Source organism: Lysinibacillus sp. G1-3 (genome assembly GCF_056322905.1).
On record NZ_JBWHYQ010000016.1, the window covers coordinates 64,697 to 83,039 of the forward strand.

Genomic DNA, 18,343 nt, shown 5'->3' on the forward strand with positions numbered 1-18,343 from the left:
TTGGTAGAAAATTACCTACAGAAAGCATAGCGGATTTTTTATTAGTATTTCTTACAGCTGAAATTTTTGTATGATATTACGAAGTTGTTGTGCCATCTCAGCTAAATTATTTGAAGACGCCGTAATCTCCTCGATACTAGCTGATTGTTCCTCAGAAGCAGCAGCCACATTTTGAATGTTTCCAGACGCTTGAACGGCTATTACACCAACTTCCTCTACAGAAAATGCAATGTTGTTAACCCCGTCATTAATGTTAGAAATGATATTATTGACATAATCCATCTCTTGAGTTAATGAAGTAATATTCGAATATATTTCTTTAAAGGCTACACCTGATTCATTAAAGCTAGTAGAGCTTTCTGCAAGATTATTACTGCTAATCTCCATAGATTTCACAGCTTGAGTAGACTCTTCTTTAATCGTCTCAATACGTGTTCGAATACTATTCGTCGCTGCTAAAGATTGGTCAGCTAATTTACGCACTTCTTCAGCTACAACTGCAAAGCCTTTACCATGCTCACCAGCACGTGCTGCTTCAATAGATGCATTTAAAGCGAGTAAATTTGTTTGATCAGTAATCTCGTTAATTAAAGTGACAATGTCGCCGATCTCATTTGAATAAGTGCTTAAACGTTTCACAACATCTGAAGTCTCTTGAATAGCATTAGATGTTAAGGCCATTTTTTCTGTAGCGCTTTGAATCGTCGTATTACCTTTTTCTGAAATAGAAGATGCATTAGATGCTTTAGTAGTGACATCATTTACGCTCGATACAACTTCTGACATCTTTGTGGAGATTGTCGTAATATGAGTTTCTACTTCTTCAATAGAGGAAGTTTGTTTTTCTGATCCTGCAGCTACCTCTTGCATAGAAGATGTAATCTGTTGAATGGATGCACTTGTTTGCTCAGAGCCTGCCGACAACTCTTCGGACATAGCAGCTACTTGCTCAGCATTTTCAGCAATTTGCTGAATTAGTGAGCGTAAGTCTTCTGTCATATTTTCAATGCCATCTGAAAGCTGTGCAATTTCATTAGAACCCTTTATGTTAAGTGATTCAACAGCTAAGTCTCCTTGTGCCACCTTACCAACATAACTAGTCATATTTTTAATTGGTTTAATAATGCTCTTACTAATGACATAAGCCACAATAATACCGAATATCAAAAACATCACGGTCATGATGATACAAATCCAAAGAGTTTCTGTTTGAAGCTTAGAAATAAAGGAAGCGTCCATATCTAAACCAAAAAGAATATCAGTGTCTTTAAATGGTATGAAAATCGATTTATGAATTCCATATTCATCTTCATAAATATCACTCGATTGAACGGTTTCAGTCTTTAGTGCTTCTTTCATGTCCTCACTAAACACATAGCTCGCTTGATAATCATCTTTTTGGCTCAATGCCACAATATGTTCTTTACCATTTGCACGTGAAAGAACGTAAGCATTTTCAATATCATACTCTTTAAGTGTTTCATTTAATTCATTTAATATTTCATCATATTTATCCTTATCGCCGTTATCTGCAGCTTCGATGTCATTTTTGTCAATATCATTAAAAATTGTCTTTGATATAACCTCTAATTCTGACTCAAATTGTGTAATAACATAATCATCGATGATCCGGTAAGATGTAATAAATAATACGATACTAAATATTACTGAAATAATAGCAATTGGAATAGTAAAACTTGCAATATATTTATAGAGTAACGAGCTTTTAAATTTTTTGACTATACTCAACTTTAGCAGCCTCCAATACATTCACCTTTTGTTGTAAGAACTGAACCATATCACTAATATGTTCTATCTCAGTATAAGGAGAAATTGAGAAGAATTTTGCAGCAGCGACTGGAATTTGTTGTTTTGTATCGCTAGTGTTGACAGTGCAAACACGTGTTGTATCTCCGAAAAATACTTCGTCGCGACCTTCTCCTATAATTTCAAATAAAGAAGCGTTTAGGCCATTAATATATTCAATTTGATCTTGTGTATAGCTACCTGACTGTTCAGAATTCCAATTCAGACCTTCTGGATATAAACGGAAGGCTGTGACTGGTCCAATATTAGACTCGTTGACTACTTGTAACATTGGCGTTTTCTCAGCTAACTGCGCACGGAACGCTAAATTTACACGTACATAATTAGCTAATATTTGTTGGTAGCCTTCTTTACCAAATGCCTGTAATGCAGCATAAATAGCAATTGAACTACCCATACGAGAGCACTCTAATGTATAGCCTGTATGGTAAGAACCATAGCCTCGATTGCCTACATAAGGTGTGTCGAAGTCATCAATATCTAATAGCTGTAAATGCTTTCCTTCTTTTATTAAGAATAAGCTTGTTAAATACGGTGTTTGACCAAGCTTTTGGAAGTCGAAGCAAAGGCTATCTGCAATAGGTAGATATTGCATACGTTCTCTAATTTGTTCAAGTCCTTGTAAAACATCAGTCTCGAACTGAAGTGGGTTTGCCTTAAAATCATAATCGTTGAAAAATGCGTAAAAACCACCTAACGCTGAATCAGCGTGAATATGTATAGGCTTTAAGGAATGTTTTTGTTCTAGCTCAGTTGTAACATTTTTGATTGCTTGTACATCATCAATAGCAAATTGATCTGTAGCGCCTGTTGTAGCAACTACATACACTGGAATGCCACCATTTTCGATAACCTCAGTCATACGCAAACGTAAGTCTTCGATATCCATTGAATGATCTTGCCCAGCTTTAACACGAATTAAATGCTTGCTACCAATGCCGACTGCTTCAATTGATTTTAATAAGCTGTAATGAGCATTTTCTGAAGCGAAGCAATATAAATTATTAGGTACGCCATCTTCCTTTGCGTTAGGGAATTGTTTAGCGATTGCAAGACGAAGCCCACTGAAAACAGCCCCTTGTCCGCCCCAAGTTGTGTAACCAAAGCTTTGTGTATAGTCGTAGCCAACTAACTTCGACATCATTGCAACTACTTTTACCTCACATTCTGCGGCAGCAGGTCCGTATACATCCCATAGATTGTTACCATTAAGTAGAGCATTTGTAAATTGGCCTAATATGCCAGGAATGCTGGCCATTGGCAAAACATTTGTTACAAAGTTACGTGTATGGTAAGGATGTCCTTGCATCAATTTCGTTAATTCATTTACAACTTGATCAAGCCCGACACCTGAAACTGGTACTTGATTTTCTTGCATTAACTCTTTGTAGAAATTGTCAGAGCGTTCTTTCATCGGCCCAAGAGTCGTTGTTTGTGGATCTTTTAATGCATCTAATGATGTAACAATTTTCTCTAATAGGGTTAAAAAGTTCTCTCTTTGTTCGATATTTCCATCTTCACTTTGGAATAATTGCTGGATTTTTTTCATAGTCATCGTCCTTTTTAGTTCATTTTTCCTCTATTTTTTGTTTCATAAAAATAGGTCGTTTTACTAAAATAATGATAACATATTATAACAATAAATGAATTTATATTTTACCAGAAAAATAATTTAGACATTTCAAAATAGTTAGATTTATTTTGAGGTGAAATATTTGGAAGAAATAGTGTAGTGGGATTTTTCTAGAAATGTTGATTTTAAAGGGTTTTCATGACTCTTTTTTTATGAATTATTGCAAAGTTAGTGACGAGGAAGTGCTAAGAGGAAAAGAAACTTTTTATGGTGAATACTATGAAAATAATAATTTCATTTAATTAAAAAAATGATGATTATTAATACTTTATGACTATTTATGAGAAGTGAATATTACTCAAAGGGAGTATGCGTTTTATTGTGATAATGCAGTTGCTTCATTGAACTAGAAAGGCACATATAGGATTATCTGATGTGCCTTTCTAATTTCTTAAGCTCCTTAATAGTGACAAATGTATAACCTTCTTCAACAAGGTCTTTAAAATCCCTTCAATTGCTTGTGATTCATTTCCAGTATCATCGTACATAGGATGCATCAAAATTATAGAGCCTGGTTGAATTTTTTCTTTAACTTCTTTCATCGAGTGTCCAAACACCCGATGAAAGAAGTTAAAGCCTCCGGCGGATGTCACTGAATCGGAATGGAGTTCTGTATAGGTTGTTAGCCAAAAAATCATCGCATCCATGCGATAAGGGCTAACTGACCTGCATCGGTAAAAACGCCACGTCCTGTGGCATTACCGAAATGACCGACATCATTGTCCGGCCCTCGTGCAGGCCTAAGCACAAAGCCGATTCCGAACGCAATTATGCCGAGGCATAATGAGCATAATTGATTTTTTCTCGACCAATGAGAAATATGAATCTGACTCCAAATTCCACGTAATGGTATCGCGATTATTTTTACTTTAGTAAAAAGGTAAACCAATTAGTTTTTTACCATATGGCGGTCGAACAAGGGGAGTTTCTGTATAACCAATACTTCCAATAAGCACATCGGTTTTGTCGATTTCATTTTTGTGAAAAGTAGAACTTTTAAACACAATATGTACCAAACCCTAAAGCAACAATGAATAATAGACCAAGTCCTAAATAAGTAATTCTCTTTTTCAGCATAAACACTCCTAACAATACCGATAAATTTTTAATGTTAAACCATACTAATTGGGAGGTGAAAAAATGTATAAATTGCTATCGCATAATGATTTAGATGGAATAGGTTGCGGAATTTTAGCCAAACTTGCTTTTCAAGATCAAGTGAAGGTAAGGTACAATTCGATTTCATCGCTGGATCGCGAGATTGAATTTTTTTTAGACACGAACGACCAAGGTACTTTTTTATTTATTACAGACTTATCTCCAAACGAGGAAAATGAAAAGAGATTAGATGATTTTTATACCGCAACTGGCAATGTTCAACTGCTCGATCATCATAAAACAGCTTATCATTTGAACGATTATGAATGGGGTAAAGTAATAGTAGCAGATGAAAATGGGTATTTAACATCAGCAACGTCCTTATTTTATCAGTACCTTGTTTCACATGGATTTTTAGAACAAACAAGTGCCATCACAGAATTTGTAGAGTTAGTGAGACAGTATGATACATGGGAATGGGAAAAGAATGATAATCAACAAGCACGTCGGCTAAACACTCTCTTTTTTTTAGTATCAATTGATGACTTTGAAGAAAAAATGCTTGAACGCTTAAAGACAAGCGAACACTTTGACTTTGATGATTTTGAAAAGAAAATGTTGCGTATGGAAGAAGAGAAAATAGAACGGTACATTCGCCGAAAAAAACGGGAGCTAGTACAAACATCGATTGGAAATTACTTTACAGGTGTAGTGTATGCAGAATCTTATCACTCAGAGCTTGGAAATGAATTGGGGAAAGAAAATGTACACCTTGATTTTATAGCTATATTAAATATGGGTGGCAAAAGAATTTCATTTCGAACGATCCATGATCACGTAGATGTTTCGGCTATTGCAGCAGAATTCGGAGGGGGAGGGCATCAAAAAGCTGCTGGTTGCTCTTTAACAGATGAAGCGTATGAGCAGTATGTAACACAAACATTTCATATAGCACCAATACCGGAAGATGCCAAACGAAATCGCTATAATTTAAGGTTTTCTTCGTTTGGGACAATGTATAAAAACCTTGAAGAAGAAAATTTTCTCCTATATTCAATAAGTGATTTTGATTGGATAATTGAAAAAAATAAACTTCCATTAGATCAAATCTTTACAAGTTTTTATGAAGCGGAATGGTTTTTGAAAAGAAATTATCAAGCATGGTTAGTGAAAGATGAATTGTTTGTAGATTATTTAATGGAAGAAGCCAAAAAGGTTCGTCATCAAGAGTAAGGAATAAAGCTCTTCGCAAAACGAGGGGGTGATTTCCGTTCCGACTGGGTGTTTTGTTGCTGCCGCTACGCTTTCGCACAGTTAAAACATTTGTAGCTGCCGCTACGCTTTCGCACAGTTAAAACATTTGTAGCTGCCGCTACGCTTTCGCACAGTTAAAACATTTGTAGCTGCCGCTACGCTTTCGCACATAGCAAAGCTTCCTGGGGGCGTCCGATGAGCCGCTTCGCTTCGCTGCAGGGTCTCGAGCCAACAGATGTCTTTTGCGCGAAAGCGTGAGTGTAACGTAGCGGCAGCAGCAGGTTTTGTTTGTGCGAAAGCGCAGCGACAGCAACAGCACGAAGTTGGTCACGAAGGCGTTATCACAGGATGTGATGATTTTCGCATTAGTTCCTCTATCGCTGATCCCCGAGGAGTCGCCCAGTCTCCACTCCAATCAACCTCTTCTCATAGCATATATTTTCAGGCATGAGAAATCACTCTAATTTAATGTACTGCAACAATCACAAACATTTCATTGACCATTTTGTTCTTCAAGATTTGCAACAACATTAAAGGAATATACATTATTCCTTTAGATACATAGCGAAATCAGCCAAATCAAGACAACGTTAGAGGTTATATAATGTTCAACTGAAAACTACAATAAATAAAAAGCTTTTGTGCAGACATACTTTCTTAAAATGAGGTGTACATGATGTCCGATATGCTTCTAGTTGAGAACCAGCCAAAGGAAAATCGAGGACGCAAAATATGGTTTATTGTAGTACTGCTTTTATTGGTAGCTACTTGTGTCATTGTTTATTATTTTTTATTTAAGAAAGATTTGAATTTTGAAGCATACAAAACAGTTGTCGACAAAACTACTGAAAATGTTCTCGGACGTTTAACGTTAAATGAAATAATCATTGATGATAACCAAATATTATTGAACGCTACTTTTAAGCCAGTTAAGGACTTAAATTTCGACAATCAAATCTTTTTCTTTCCACAAGTTTTTGTGAATGGAAAAGAGCTCACGGTTAGAAATGGAGGACAGACAATCCAACAATCCGATAAAAGTTATACAATCTATAGTAGTGTGAAATTAAGAGAACTACCAGAAGATAAAATATTAAGCTTAGATATTCGTTATAACGACTGGAACGGGGAAAAAAAGATTGACGAGCCATGGGAATTTCAAGTGGAAGCTTCGCAAGAGCAATTACAAGCAGATAGAAAAACCTTCTCTGTTGAGAAAAAAGTAAAGCTGTTAGATGGTCAGAAAATAATGATAGAAAAGGTTGTTTCTACACCAATATCTACAACGATTTACTTTCATTCCGAGAAAAGCTTACTAAATGAAGCGATACATTTTAAAATTCAATCAGCGTCAGGGGAAACTTGGCGCATTAACTCTGCTTATCCTTTAAATGAAGATTATACGAAATGGGGTGTCCGCCTCGATGCATTATATTTGACCGATAATAGCTATAAGCTAATTCCGGTTGCTAAAAATGGAAGTGAACTGGGCTCTGCTATTAAAATTGAAGATAAATAATGAAACCTACATCCGTAAATTTTAAATTTTACAATATCTTAAACTAAAAAGATGATTACTCAATGTAATATAAATATATGACATCGAAAGTAGTTGAAGATATTGCGAAGGTTATGGGGAATTTTTTTAGTTTCACTAAAATTAGGTTGTACATCCTTTGGGGGTCCTACTGCTCATTTAGGGTATTTTCAAAATGAATATGTTCAGAAGCGTAAATGGTTACCTGATAAAGAATATAGTCAACTAGTTGGGCTCAGTCAATTTTTACCTGGGCCAGCATCGAGCCAGGTAGGGATGGGTATTGGCTTATTAAGAGGCGGCTTATTGGGTAGTATTGTGTCATTTCTTGGTTTTACATTGCCATCGGTTTTGCTCCTTATGGCATTTGCGTATTTTTCTGCACATACAGGGTTGGATATGGGCTGGGTTCATGGCTTAAAATTAGTGGCTGTTGCAATTGTTGCACAAGCAATTTTTGAAATGTCCAAAAAATTAATCCCTAGTATTCGACATTTTATAATCGCTTTGTTAGCACTTGCAGTAGTGCTTTTATGGGTTCATCCACTTGCTCAAGTAACTACTATTATTGTTGCTTCTTTTATAGGCTATCTCTTTTTTAAGTTGACGAATCAAAGAGAAGAACCTAAAGAAACGATTGTGCCGATTTCAAAAATAACCGGTATATGTTTTTTAGCGTTGTATGTTCTATTGCTTATCGGTTTACCAATCGCTAGCTCATTTATTCAATATGAATGGTTTATGTTAATTGAAAAGTTTTATTTATCTGGTGCATTAGTATTTGGTGGAGGACATGTCGTATTACCTTTACTAGAGATGCAATTTGTCCAAAGTGGATTAATGAGTTCTTCCGATTTTTTAGCAGGATACGGAATGACGCAGGCAGTCCCAGGCCCATTATTTACGTTTGCTTCTTATATAGGTATGGTCATTGCTGGGGTGCCAGGGGCTATTATTGCAACGATAGCGATTTTTTTACCAGCATTTTTGCTAATAGTAGGGGCAATGCCTTTTTGGCTAACTCTTAATCGTATTGCCGGATTAAGAGGAGCGATGGCTGGTGCAAATGCAGCAGTTGTTGGCATATTAACTGCAGCTTTTATTCATCCGATTGTTACACAGACAATTCAAAATGGACTCGACATCGTAATCGCAGCCACATTTTTATGGTGCTTGATACGTTGGAAAGTCCAACCTTATTTGCTTGTTCTTATTGGCATTTGTGTAGGTCTTATATGTTATTAAGCACACACAAAAATATATTAATTTGCATTTATTCCTTTCTCGATAAATCAAACCCACTTGTTGCAGTGGGTTTGATTTTTTTGTGAAAGTTGGCTAATTAAATAAGTACATACAGCTTTTTAACAATCTTCCCCTTTTAAAACATGTCCGCGGGATTGATGTCATGTAATTTCTTATAGAAAAATAATGTCCCTACCATTTAGTTTTGATTTAGTTATTTTACTGGTTGGATTCATGGCGTTCCATGTCTTGATTGTTTATAATGAGGAAATGGAAAAAGACTAACGAGAAAGAAGGGATAGCTATGGCACGAGGTGTTTACATTCATATTCCTTTTTGTCATCAAATTTGCAACTATTGTGATTTCAATAAATTTTATTTTAAAAATCAACCAGTTGATGAATATATAGAAATGCTTGGCAAGGAGATGGAGCTTGCGACTAAAAAATATCCTGAAAGTTTTAAAAAAATCGAAACGATATTTCTTGGTGGCGGTACACCAACAGCATTAACACCGCAACAAATAGAGAGACTTCTTGAACTTATTCGTACGTACATTCCAATGGGCAGTGTGGCGGAGTTTACGTCAGAGGCCAATCCGGACGAGCTATCAGAAGCGAAATTACAGGCATTATTTGCTGGCGGTGTAAATCGCATAAGCATGGGTGTGCAATCCTTTGATCAAGAGTTGTTAAAAAAGATTGGCCGTACACATAGCAACAATCATGTCTATGAAACAATTGACTTAGCGAAAAAGGTAGGCTTTAAAAACATTAGTTTGGATTTAATGTACGGTTTGCCGGGGCAGACGATGGCGCAATGGAAGGATACTTTAGAAAAAGCGTTCGCGCTTGATATACCACATTATTCCGCTTATTCACTAATTGTTGAGCCGAAAACGATTTTTTATAATCAATACACAAAAGGTAAGCTTCATTTACCAACTGAAGATCTTGAGGCGGATATGTACGAGTTGTTAATGAAACAGATGGAGGCACATGGACTTCATCAATATGAAATTAGTAACTTTGCTCAATCTGGTTTCAGTTCTACACATAATAAAATATACTGGGAAAACGATGAATATGCAGGCTTTGGTGCAGGTGCTCATGGATATTTAGCTGGTGTGCGATATTCAAATCATGGACCATTGAAAAAGTATATGGATGCAGTAAATGCAGGAGAACTACCAATTGTATATGAACATGTTGTAACAAAGAAAGAAAAATGTGAAGAGCAAATGTTTTTAGGACTGCGTAAAACGGAAGGAATTACACACACTATATATGAAGAAAAATTTAATGAACCCATGCATAGGCATTACTCACATATCATAGAAAAATTAGTTTCAGAAGGTCTATTGGAGCATGATACTAAAGGAATTCGTCTTACTCGAAAAGGTCGTTTTGTAGGGAATGAAGTATTTCAACAATTTTTACTAGAAGATTGAGCGATTTCATTGACATAAAATGTAGGATTTGATAACTTAATAATAGTATTAGCACTCCTCTTAGTTGAGTGCTAACAGAGGTGATGATCATGCTAACAAATCGGCAATTACAAATATTGCAAGCTATAGTAGACGATTTTATTATGTTTGCACAGCCGGTAGGTTCTCGCCAAATCTCCAAAAAGCAAGAGATTACATTTAGTCCGGCCACAATTCGAAATGAAATGGCGGATTTAGAGGAATTAGGCTTCTTGGAAAAAACGCACACTTCCTCTGGTCGAGTGCCTTCGGAAAAGGGTTATAGATTTTATGTAGATCATTTGTTGAGCCCGCAAGGCATTAATTCAAGGGACATTCAGCAAATCCAATCAATTTTCAATGATCGTTTAGTAGAAGTAGAGCATATTATCCGAAAGTCAGCCAATATTTTATCGGAGCTGACATCGTATACATCGATTCTTTTAGGACCAGATGTCCAAAGGCATCGTGTTAAACGATTTTCAATTGTGCCACTCTCTAGCGATGCAGCAGTAGCGATTATCGTAACGAGTAATGGGCATGTTGAAAATCGCATGTTTAATTTACCTCCTAATTTTACCGCTTCTGATTTAGAGAAAATGGTTAATATCTTAAATGAACGTCTAATTGGTGAGTCATTAGAAGATATTCATAAAAAACTCGAAGCTGAAGTGCTAACAGTATTACAACAGCATGTTCAATCAGCGGATGATTTTATTCGCTCTCTCGTGACAGCGACGATGCATAATTCGGAAAGTAAAATTTTTTATGGTGGTAAAACAAATATGTTCAACCAACCGGAATTCCACGATTTAAATAAAGTCCGGATGATTTTGGACTTAATGGAAACGACTAGCCAAGTTCAGTCGCTCTTCCATCCTAATGAATCGGGCATTCATATTCGTATAGGCTCGGAAAATAAACAACTAGAAATGGAAAACTGTAGTGTCATTACGACCACTTATTCTATTGGTGAAGAACAGCAAGGGGCTATAGCAATTATTGGTCCAACACGAATGGATTATAAACGTGTTGTTGCTTTACTAGATGTAATGCGCATGGATTTAACACAAGCCTTTACGAAGAATCGTAGTGATTGATAATGAGGAGGATTTCAAGTGACGGAAACAACTGAAAACAAAGACCTTGTACAAGAAGATGTACAAGCTGAAAATGAAGTAGAAGAAACAGAAGTTAAAGTAGAAGAACAAGAAGTCGAATTAACAATCGAAGAACAGTACGAAGCAAAGCTAGCTGAGTTACAAGCAAAGCTAGACGATGAGGAAAACCGTCATCTACGTTTACGTGCTGACTTCGATAACATTCGTCGTCGCAACCAACTTGATCGTGAGGCTGCTGAAAAGTATCGCGCTCAAACTTTACTGTCAGATTTACTGCCAGTCATCGATAATTTTGAGCGTGCTTTACAAGTTGAAGCGACTTCAGAAGAAACGGCTTCTATCGTAAAAGGTATTGAAATGGTGTACCGTTCTCTGATCGAAGCAACTGAGAAGGAAGGCTTGCAAATTATTAAAGCTGAAGGTGAGCAATTTGATCCAAATGTTCACCAAGCTGTTATGCAGGAGCAAGATAGTGAAAAAGAGGCTGGTGTTGTCTTACGCGAGCTTCAAAAAGGTTATATGTTAAAGGATCGCGTATTACGCCCAACGATGGTATCTGTGAACGAATAGACTTAGTACTATTTAGTTAATTACAATTATTAGTTAGAAAACGCATCATTTGCGTTTCAATAATAGGAGGAAATTTTAATGAGCAAAATTATCGGTATTGACTTAGGAACAACAAACTCATGTGTCTCTGTCCTTGAAGGCGGAGAACCAAAAGTAATTCCAAACCCAGAAGGAAACCGTACAACACCATCTGTTGTTGCATTTAAAGGCGGCGAACGTCAAGTTGGTGAAGTAGCGAAACGTCAATCAGTAACAAACCCTAACACAATTATTTCTATTAAATCTAAAATGGGTACATCTGAAAAAGTTCAAGTGGAAGATAAAGAATATACACCACAAGAAGTTTCTGCAATGATTCTTCAATACTTAAAAGGTTATGCTGAAGATTACTTAGGTGAAAAAGTAACAAAAGCAGTTATTACTGTACCTGCTTACTTCAACGATGCTCAACGTCAAGCTACAAAAGACGCTGGTAAAATCGCTGGTTTAGAAGTAGAGCGTATTATTAACGAACCAACAGCTGCTGCACTTGCTTATGGTTTAGACAAACAAGATACAGATCAAAAAGTATTAGTATTTGACCTTGGTGGCGGTACATTTGACGTGTCTATTCTTGAATTAGGTGACGGTGTATTTGAAGTATTAGCAACAGCTGGTGATAACAAACTAGGTGGGGACGATTTCGACGATGCTATCATCGAGTATCTTGTAGCAGAATTCAAAAAAGAAAATGGCATTGACCTTTCAAAAGATAAAATGGCTATGCAACGTCTAAAAGACGCAGCTGAAAAAGCGAAAAAAGACTTATCAGGTGTAACTTCTACTCAAATTTCTTTACCATTCATCACTGCTGGTGAAGCGGGTCCATTACACTTAGAAATTTCTTTAACTCGTGCTAAATTTGACGAAATTACATTACCATTAGTAAATCGTACAGTAGGTCCAGTACGTCAAGCATTATCTGATGCAGGTCTTTCAACATCTGAAATTGACCAAGTAATCTTAGTTGGTGGTTCTACTCGTATTCCAGCTGTACAAGAAGCTGTACGTAAAGAAACTAATAAAGAACCACACCGCGGTGTAAACCCTGATGAAGTTGTAGCAATGGGTGCTGCAGTTCAAGGTGGCGTATTAACTGGTGATGTGAAAGACGTAGTTCTACTTGACGTAACTCCACTTTCATTAGGTATCGAAACTATGGGTGGCGTATTCACAAAATTAATTGACCGTAATACTACGATCCCAACATCTAAATCACAAGTATTCTCAACTGCAGCTGACAACCAACCAGCAGTAGATATTCACGTACTACAAGGTGAACGCTCAATGGCAGCTGACAACAAAACATTAGGTCGCTTCCAATTATCAGATATTCCGCCAGCACCACGTGGTGTACCACAAATCGAAGTAACATTCGATATTGATAAAAATGGTATCGTATCTGTTAAAGCGAAAGACCTTGGTACAAACAAAGAACAAACAATTGTTATCCAATCTGATTCTGGTTTATCTGAGGAAGAAATCGAACGTATGGTAAAAGATGCTGAGGCAAATGCTGAGGCGGATTCTAAACGTAAAGAGGAAGCAGATCTTCGCAACGAAGCTGACCAATTAGTGTTCCAAGTGGACAAAACAATTGCTGATTTAGGCGAACAAATTACAGAAGATGAGAAAAAATCTGTAGAAGATGCTCGTGATGAACTGAAAAAAGCGCTTGAAGCTGGCGAATTAGAAGGCATTAAATCTGCAAAAGAAAAACTAGAAGGTGTATTACAACCACTAGTAATGAAAGTATATGAACAAGCTGCAGCAGCTGCTCAAGCAGCTCAAGGTGGCGAAGCAGGTGAAGAAGCTGGCGATGGTAAAAAAGATGACATCGTAGATGCTGACTTTGAAGAAGTAAAAGACGATAAATAATAGTAAGTAACACAGTTAAGTGAAGAAGCCAAAGACCGCTTGCGGCTTTGGCTTTTCTCTTTATGTTTAGCTATATCCTATGACCCCATGTAGTCGTCTAGTTGCTATATTATTTGTGAGAAAAGGGAGAAAACATGGATTAGGAAAATATTGGTTTATTATTGGTTGATAAAAGGGTTTTTTGTTGATATTTTGCTAATGAATGTCCATTTTTACTGATTGTAGCGTAGGGCTACTCGACTACCGCGGGAAAGCGAGACAGACGAGACCCTGCACGGAGCACAGCGGAGGAAGTGGCCTTCTAATTAATAAGAGTGGATAAAAATGATTAATCAACCCCTTTGGTACAACAATTGTAATGTATATTTAATAATAAAATAGAGGCAGTTTTTTTAACTGCATGATACAATAGATTTTATGCAAAAAGAGCGGAGTGTGAATCATGGAGAAACGCGATTACTACGAGGTGCTTGGTTTAACGAAATCGGCTTCTAAAGATGAAATTAAAAAAGCATACCGTAAATTATCAAAGCAATACCATCCTGACCTTAATAAAGAGCCAGGTGCAGATGAAAAATTCAAAGAAATCGCTGAAGCTTATGAAGTATTAAGTGACGATCAGAAAAAAGCACGCTATGATCAATTTGGCCACGAAGATCCAAATGCAGGATTTGGTGGTGGCTTCGGAGGCGGTGGCTTTGGCGGCTTCGAGGATATTTTCAGCTCATTCTTTGGTGGTAGCGGTCGCCGTCAGGACCCGAATGCACCACGCAAAGGTGATGACCTTCAATATCGTATGAATATTACGTTTGAGGAAGCAATTTTCGGAAAAGAAACTGAAATCGAAATTCCTAAAGACGAAGTATGTGATACTTGCCAAGGTTCAGGTGCAAAACCAGGTACTAATCCAGAGACATGTTCAACATGTCAAGGTGCTGGTCAAGTAAATCAGGCAGTAGATACACCATTTGGCCGTATGATGAATCGTCGTACTTGTTCTACATGTCAAGGTGCAGGTAAAATCATTAAAGAAAAATGTTCTACTTGTCGTGGTGAAGGAAAAGTTCAACAACGTAAGAAAATCAAAGTTAACATTCCAGCAGGTGTTGACGATGGTCAGCAAGTTCGTGTGTCTAGTCAAGGTGAGCCAGGTATAAATGGAGGACCTGCGGGGGATTTATATATTATGTTCCGCGTTCAAGGACATAAAGAGTTTGAGCGTGATGGCGATGATATTTATTTCGAACTAAAACTGACATTCCCACAAGCAGCTCTTGGTGATGAAATTGAAGTTCCGACTGTTCATGGGAAAGTAAAACTACGTATTCCAGCGGGAACACAGTCAGGTGCACAATTCCGTCTAAAAGACAAAGGTGTCAAAAACGTCCATGGCTATGGTATAGGGAATCAATATGTAACAGTAAAAGTTGTAACGCCAGAAAAATTAACAGAAAAACAAAAGCAATTACTACGTGAATTTGCGGAAATCAGTGGTGATATTCCTGAAGAGCAAGGAAGCACACTATTCGATAAAATTAAGAAAAAATTCCAAGGTGAATAATTAGAGGAGCTGAAGAGCTACGTGAAGTGGTCAGAGTTATCCATTCATACAAAAAATGAAGCGGTAGAAGCAATTTCGAATATTTTGCATGAAGCAGGGGCAAGTGGTGTGGTTATTGAGGATTCTGCAGAATTTGCGAAGCCACGAGAAGATCAGTATGGTGAAATTTATGCGTTAAATGAAGCGGATTTTCCGAAAGATGGTGTTATTGTTAAGGCTTACTTATCGGAGTCTAGTTTTTTAAATGAAACAGTCGAAGAAATTAAGGCGGCTATAACGAATCTAACGAACTTCAACATCGATATTGGTGAAAATGTTGTTTCGATTGTGGAAGTTAACGAGGAAGACTGGGCAACAGCATGGAAGCAATACTATCACCCTGTAAAAATTTCTGAACGCTTTACAATCGTACCAACATGGGATGAATATGTACCAGTATCAACAGATGAACTAATTATTGAATTAGATCCTGGTATGGCTTTCGGTACAGGAACTCACCCTACAACTGTTATGTGTTTACAGGGGCTTGAGAAGGTTGTAAAAGAGGAAGATATGGTTATCGATATCGGAACGGGTTCGGGCGTTCTATCAATCGGTGCAGCCTTACTAGGAGCAAAGAGCGTGCATGCACTTGATTTAGACGAAGTAGCTGTACGTTCAGCACAAGAAAATGTTGCATTAAATAAAGTGGATGATAAAGTATCAGTATTCCATGGGAACTTATTGGATACTGTAAAGGAACCAGCTGATGTCGTTGTGGCTAATATTTTAGCAGAAATTATTATGTCCTTTACTGACGATGCATTTTCAATTGTTAAACCGGGTGGATTATATGTCACTTCAGGTATCATTGCCGCAAAACGTGATGATGTAAAAGCAGCACTAGAAGCTTCTGGCTTTGTAATCGAAGAAGTATTATTAATGGAAGATTGGGTAGCGATCATTGCCCGTCGACCACAATAAGTGGACTGAGGAAGCGCCAAATCGGGAGCCGAGTGCTTGTGATTTGGCGTTTTCTCTTCTTTCTAGAAAGGAGTACGATTAAATGCAGCGATATTTTATTGAGACAGCCATAGAGGAAGCACGAATTAGCGGAGAAGATGCCCGACATATTGAACGGGTAATGCGTATGAAAGAGGGCGACAAAATCGTAGTTGTCGCACAAAATACTGCTCATATTTGTGAAATATCAGCCTTTGAAGAGGATGAGATACACGTTCAAACTACGGGTGAGATCGTTCCTTCACCAGAGTTACCTGTCCATGTAACAGTGGCATGTGGGTTGCCGAAGGGCGATAAGTTAGAACTGATTACACAAAAGGCGACAGAGCTTGGAATGTTTGCCTTGTTGCCATTTGAAGCGGAGCGTTCCATCGTTAAATGGGATAAAAAGAAAGGTGCCAAAAAGCAAGAGCGTCTACAAAAAATTGCAAAAGAAGCAGCTGAACAATCCCATCGTACACATATCCCTGAAATATATGAACCGATCTCTTTTAAACAGCTAGTAGAACAAATAGGCAATTTCGACGCCGTTTTTATAGCGGATGAAGAAGATGCAAAAGCAGAACAACGTACAAGGTTTGCTGAGAAGCTAAAAAACGTGTATGACAAGAAGTCAAAATCTATTCTTATTATCTTTGGTCCTGAAGGCGGCATTGCACGAAAAGAAGCGGATGCCCTGCTTCAAGCAGGTGCTCAAACGATGTCTTTAGGACCCCGAATTTTACGAGCAGAAACGGCACCACTCTATGCACTATCTGCAATATCTTATGAATTTGAATGAGACAGCGTTTAACCATGTCAAAAGAGGATTTTCACACACTTATCAGTGCATGAGTAAACATCATTATTATTGCGTATATATGCAGTCGTGCAAAGTTTAAAAACTACATTCAATGACTGTTTTTATTAGATAATCCTATAAGTAGAACCGATTCAAAAAACTTTGAATCGGTTTTTTTAGTAAAATCCCATGTTGAAGGAACGTTGTCAAATCAGGTATCACAACGGTGAGTAGCTGGCATTGTGTTCATTTTTAACCCTCATCTCAAAAATCCCTTTATTTAAATGAATAAAAAACTAGTATACGCGTCCATTCATAGATTTAATTGCTACATATTCTGATACTGAGAGCTCTCGAATACTACAAAATGAAAAGAGGGGAATTTTTTGAGTGGTCAATGTGAAAATCAAAATCAAGTGCCACCTTGTCCAGTAACATCAACTGAACAAATACCATTAAATAGTGAGGCTACTATACTAGCTGCTACACCGGTTACGGCACCAACTATTAAAGTTCCAGTTGCACTTGCAGAACCAACACTTCAAATAGTTGTGGAATCAGATATTACGCTGGATCCTGCAGCAACTGAAATCAAAAGAGTGAAAAAAAATGTATTCCTAAATCAAGTTAAATTAGTGCCTGTTCGATTTGCACGTATTGATAACACTGACTTTTTTAGGGTAACAAGAGCTAAATTGTTTGTAGCAGGGCATATTCGTAAAAATATTGAATATGCTTCAGCGGCATGTAATGGAGCGCTACAAGATAGAATTGCTGATGTTCCGTTTTCTGGTTTTACAGAACTTATTTTCCCACAAACACCTGGAGGCACTACTCCAATCATCGGAATTTCCGAGTTTGCCGAAGCGAACTTCCTGAATGAAAGAACTCAATTGGATGCTCGGTTGGATAAGGCTTTCTTCCAAAATCTTGTGAAGTACAATGAACAACCATTTGGCGAGTTAGTCGCTGCGAACTTCTTTGAACTTGATTTTTCGCCAGTTATGACATCACCAGAAGGTACTTTCCGCACATTGCGTGAAAAAATTGTTCTGGATCTTACAGTAAAAGTACTGCAAGTTCAACAAGTCCGTCTTGGGGCTGGTAGTGCTGTAATAACTCCTGTTTTACCAGGATTGACTCCACCGGTTAGTCCTGCTGATCCACCAGTTAGACCTGAGCCTCCTTCTAATCCTTGTTAAATCATTAGTTTTTAGAGGAGCAAGTAGATAAAAACTGGTATTTCTAGGGGTACTGAAAGTCCAATATTTGAGTTTTGGCAGTTGACAGTTTGATTGAATAGAACTGTTAACTGCCTTTTTGCTAAAT

Annotated in this window: 15 protein-coding genes; 12 read left to right on the forward strand and 3 right to left on the reverse strand. The window is 37.3% G+C overall.

Going from position 1 to position 18,343, the window contains the following annotated elements:
* Positions 1 to 51: 51 nt before the first annotated feature.
* From ACVYAD_RS17470 to ACVYAD_RS17480, 3 genes are all read right to left on the reverse strand, one after another.
* On the reverse strand, positions 52 to 1,749 hold the full coding sequence (locus tag ACVYAD_RS17470; RefSeq protein WP_476427308.1) for a methyl-accepting chemotaxis protein: 1,698 nt from the start codon (positions 1,747 to 1,749) through the stop codon (positions 52 to 54).
* Complete coding sequence (locus ACVYAD_RS17475; protein ID WP_476427309.1) at positions 1,727 to 3,376, reverse strand: pyridoxal phosphate-dependent decarboxylase family protein; 1,650 nt, start codon at positions 3,374 to 3,376, stop codon at positions 1,727 to 1,729. Before ACVYAD_RS17475 ends, ACVYAD_RS17470 begins: the two co-directional genes overlap by 23 nt.
* A gap of 467 nt (positions 3,377 to 3,843) precedes the next feature.
* A complete protein-coding gene (locus ACVYAD_RS17480) occupies positions 3,844 to 4,002 on the reverse strand; it encodes a hypothetical protein (protein WP_432760145.1) in 159 nt (52 codons plus the stop codon).
* 598 nt (positions 4,003 to 4,600) lie between these two features.
* On the opposite strand from ACVYAD_RS17480, the gene ACVYAD_RS17485 reads away from it, so the two are divergent.
* The 12 genes from ACVYAD_RS17485 (at position 4,601) to ACVYAD_RS17540 (ending at position 18,216) form a co-directional block, all read left to right on the forward strand.
* Positions 4,601 to 5,791 (forward strand): DHH family phosphoesterase, encoded by a 1,191-nt coding sequence (locus tag ACVYAD_RS17485; RefSeq protein ID WP_476427310.1) that lies wholly within the window; start codon positions 4,601 to 4,603, stop codon positions 5,789 to 5,791.
* Positions 5,792 to 6,047: 256 nt separating this feature from the next.
* Positions 6,048 to 6,263 carry a hypothetical protein gene (locus ACVYAD_RS17490; RefSeq protein ID WP_476427311.1) on the forward strand — a complete coding sequence of 72 codons (216 nt, stop codon included), beginning with the start codon at positions 6,048 to 6,050 and terminating at the stop codon, positions 6,261 to 6,263.
* A gap of 222 nt (positions 6,264 to 6,485) precedes the next feature.
* Positions 6,486 to 7,331 carry a DUF4179 domain-containing protein gene (locus ACVYAD_RS17495; protein ID WP_476427312.1) on the forward strand — a complete coding sequence of 282 codons (846 nt, stop codon included), beginning with the start codon at positions 6,486 to 6,488 and terminating at the stop codon, positions 7,329 to 7,331.
* A 102-nt stretch (positions 7,332 to 7,433) separates the two neighbouring features.
* On the forward strand, positions 7,434 to 8,594 hold the full coding sequence (gene chrA, locus ACVYAD_RS17500) for a chromate efflux transporter (protein ID WP_476427313.1): 1,161 nt from the start codon (positions 7,434 to 7,436) through the stop codon (positions 8,592 to 8,594).
* Positions 8,595 to 8,898: 304 nt separating this feature from the next.
* Positions 8,899 to 10,044 (forward strand): radical SAM family heme chaperone HemW, encoded by a 1,146-nt coding sequence (gene hemW, locus ACVYAD_RS17505; RefSeq protein WP_476427314.1) that lies wholly within the window; start codon positions 8,899 to 8,901, stop codon positions 10,042 to 10,044.
* Between the two features lie 89 nt (positions 10,045 to 10,133).
* Positions 10,134 to 11,162: a heat-inducible transcriptional repressor HrcA gene (gene hrcA, locus ACVYAD_RS17510; RefSeq protein WP_349660142.1), complete on the forward strand. Its 1,029-nt coding sequence runs from the start codon at positions 10,134 to 10,136 to the stop codon at positions 11,160 to 11,162.
* Between the two features lie 18 nt (positions 11,163 to 11,180).
* A complete protein-coding gene (gene grpE, locus ACVYAD_RS17515) occupies positions 11,181 to 11,753 on the forward strand; it encodes a nucleotide exchange factor GrpE (protein WP_386827572.1) in 573 nt (190 codons plus the stop codon).
* Between the two features lie 78 nt (positions 11,754 to 11,831).
* Complete coding sequence (dnaK, locus tag ACVYAD_RS17520; protein WP_476427317.1) at positions 11,832 to 13,670, forward strand: molecular chaperone DnaK; 1,839 nt, start codon at positions 11,832 to 11,834, stop codon at positions 13,668 to 13,670.
* Positions 13,671 to 14,112: 442 nt separating this feature from the next.
* Positions 14,113 to 15,231, forward strand: a complete 1,119-nt coding sequence (gene dnaJ / locus ACVYAD_RS17525) for a molecular chaperone DnaJ (RefSeq protein ID WP_476427319.1) — start codon at positions 14,113 to 14,115, stop codon at positions 15,229 to 15,231.
* Between the two features lie 21 nt (positions 15,232 to 15,252).
* Entirely contained in the window at positions 15,253 to 16,194 is a 942-nt protein-coding gene (gene prmA, locus ACVYAD_RS17530) for a 50S ribosomal protein L11 methyltransferase (RefSeq protein WP_476427320.1), read from the forward strand.
* Between the two features lie 82 nt (positions 16,195 to 16,276).
* A complete protein-coding gene (locus tag ACVYAD_RS17535) occupies positions 16,277 to 17,014 on the forward strand; it encodes a 16S rRNA (uracil(1498)-N(3))-methyltransferase (RefSeq protein ID WP_476427321.1) in 738 nt (245 codons plus the stop codon).
* A 386-nt stretch (positions 17,015 to 17,400) separates the two neighbouring features.
* Positions 17,401 to 18,216 (forward strand): CsxC family protein, encoded by an 816-nt coding sequence (locus tag ACVYAD_RS17540; protein ID WP_386827568.1) that lies wholly within the window; start codon positions 17,401 to 17,403, stop codon positions 18,214 to 18,216.
* Positions 18,217 to 18,343 lie beyond the last annotated feature (127 nt).

Excerpts from the sequence above, each read along its gene's own strand:
- ACVYAD_RS17480 (WP_432760145.1), bottom strand. The coding sequence starts at position 4,002 with ATGAAAGAAGTTAAAGAAAAAATTCAACCAGGCTCTATAATTTTGATG.
- hemW (WP_476427314.1), top strand. The coding sequence starts at position 8,899 with ATGGCACGAGGTGTTTACATTCATATTCCTTTTTGTCATCAAATTTGC.
- dnaJ (WP_476427319.1), top strand. The coding sequence starts at position 14,113 with ATGGAGAAACGCGATTACTACGAGGTGCTTGGTTTAACGAAATCGGCT.
- ACVYAD_RS17495 (WP_476427312.1), top strand. The coding sequence starts at position 6,486 with ATGATGTCCGATATGCTTCTAGTTGAGAACCAGCCAAAGGAAAATCGA.
- dnaK (WP_476427317.1), top strand. The coding sequence starts at position 11,832 with ATGAGCAAAATTATCGGTATTGACTTAGGAACAACAAACTCATGTGTC.
- ACVYAD_RS17535 (WP_476427321.1), top strand. The coding sequence starts at position 16,277 with ATGCAGCGATATTTTATTGAGACAGCCATAGAGGAAGCACGAATTAGC.
- ACVYAD_RS17490 (WP_476427311.1), top strand. The coding sequence starts at position 6,048 with ATGTCTTTTGCGCGAAAGCGTGAGTGTAACGTAGCGGCAGCAGCAGGT.
- hrcA (WP_349660142.1), top strand. The coding sequence starts at position 10,134 with ATGCTAACAAATCGGCAATTACAAATATTGCAAGCTATAGTAGACGAT.
- ACVYAD_RS17475 (WP_476427309.1), bottom strand. The coding sequence starts at position 3,376 with ATGAAAAAAATCCAGCAATTATTCCAAAGTGAAGATGGAAATATCGAA.
- ACVYAD_RS17485 (WP_476427310.1), top strand. The coding sequence starts at position 4,601 with ATGTATAAATTGCTATCGCATAATGATTTAGATGGAATAGGTTGCGGA.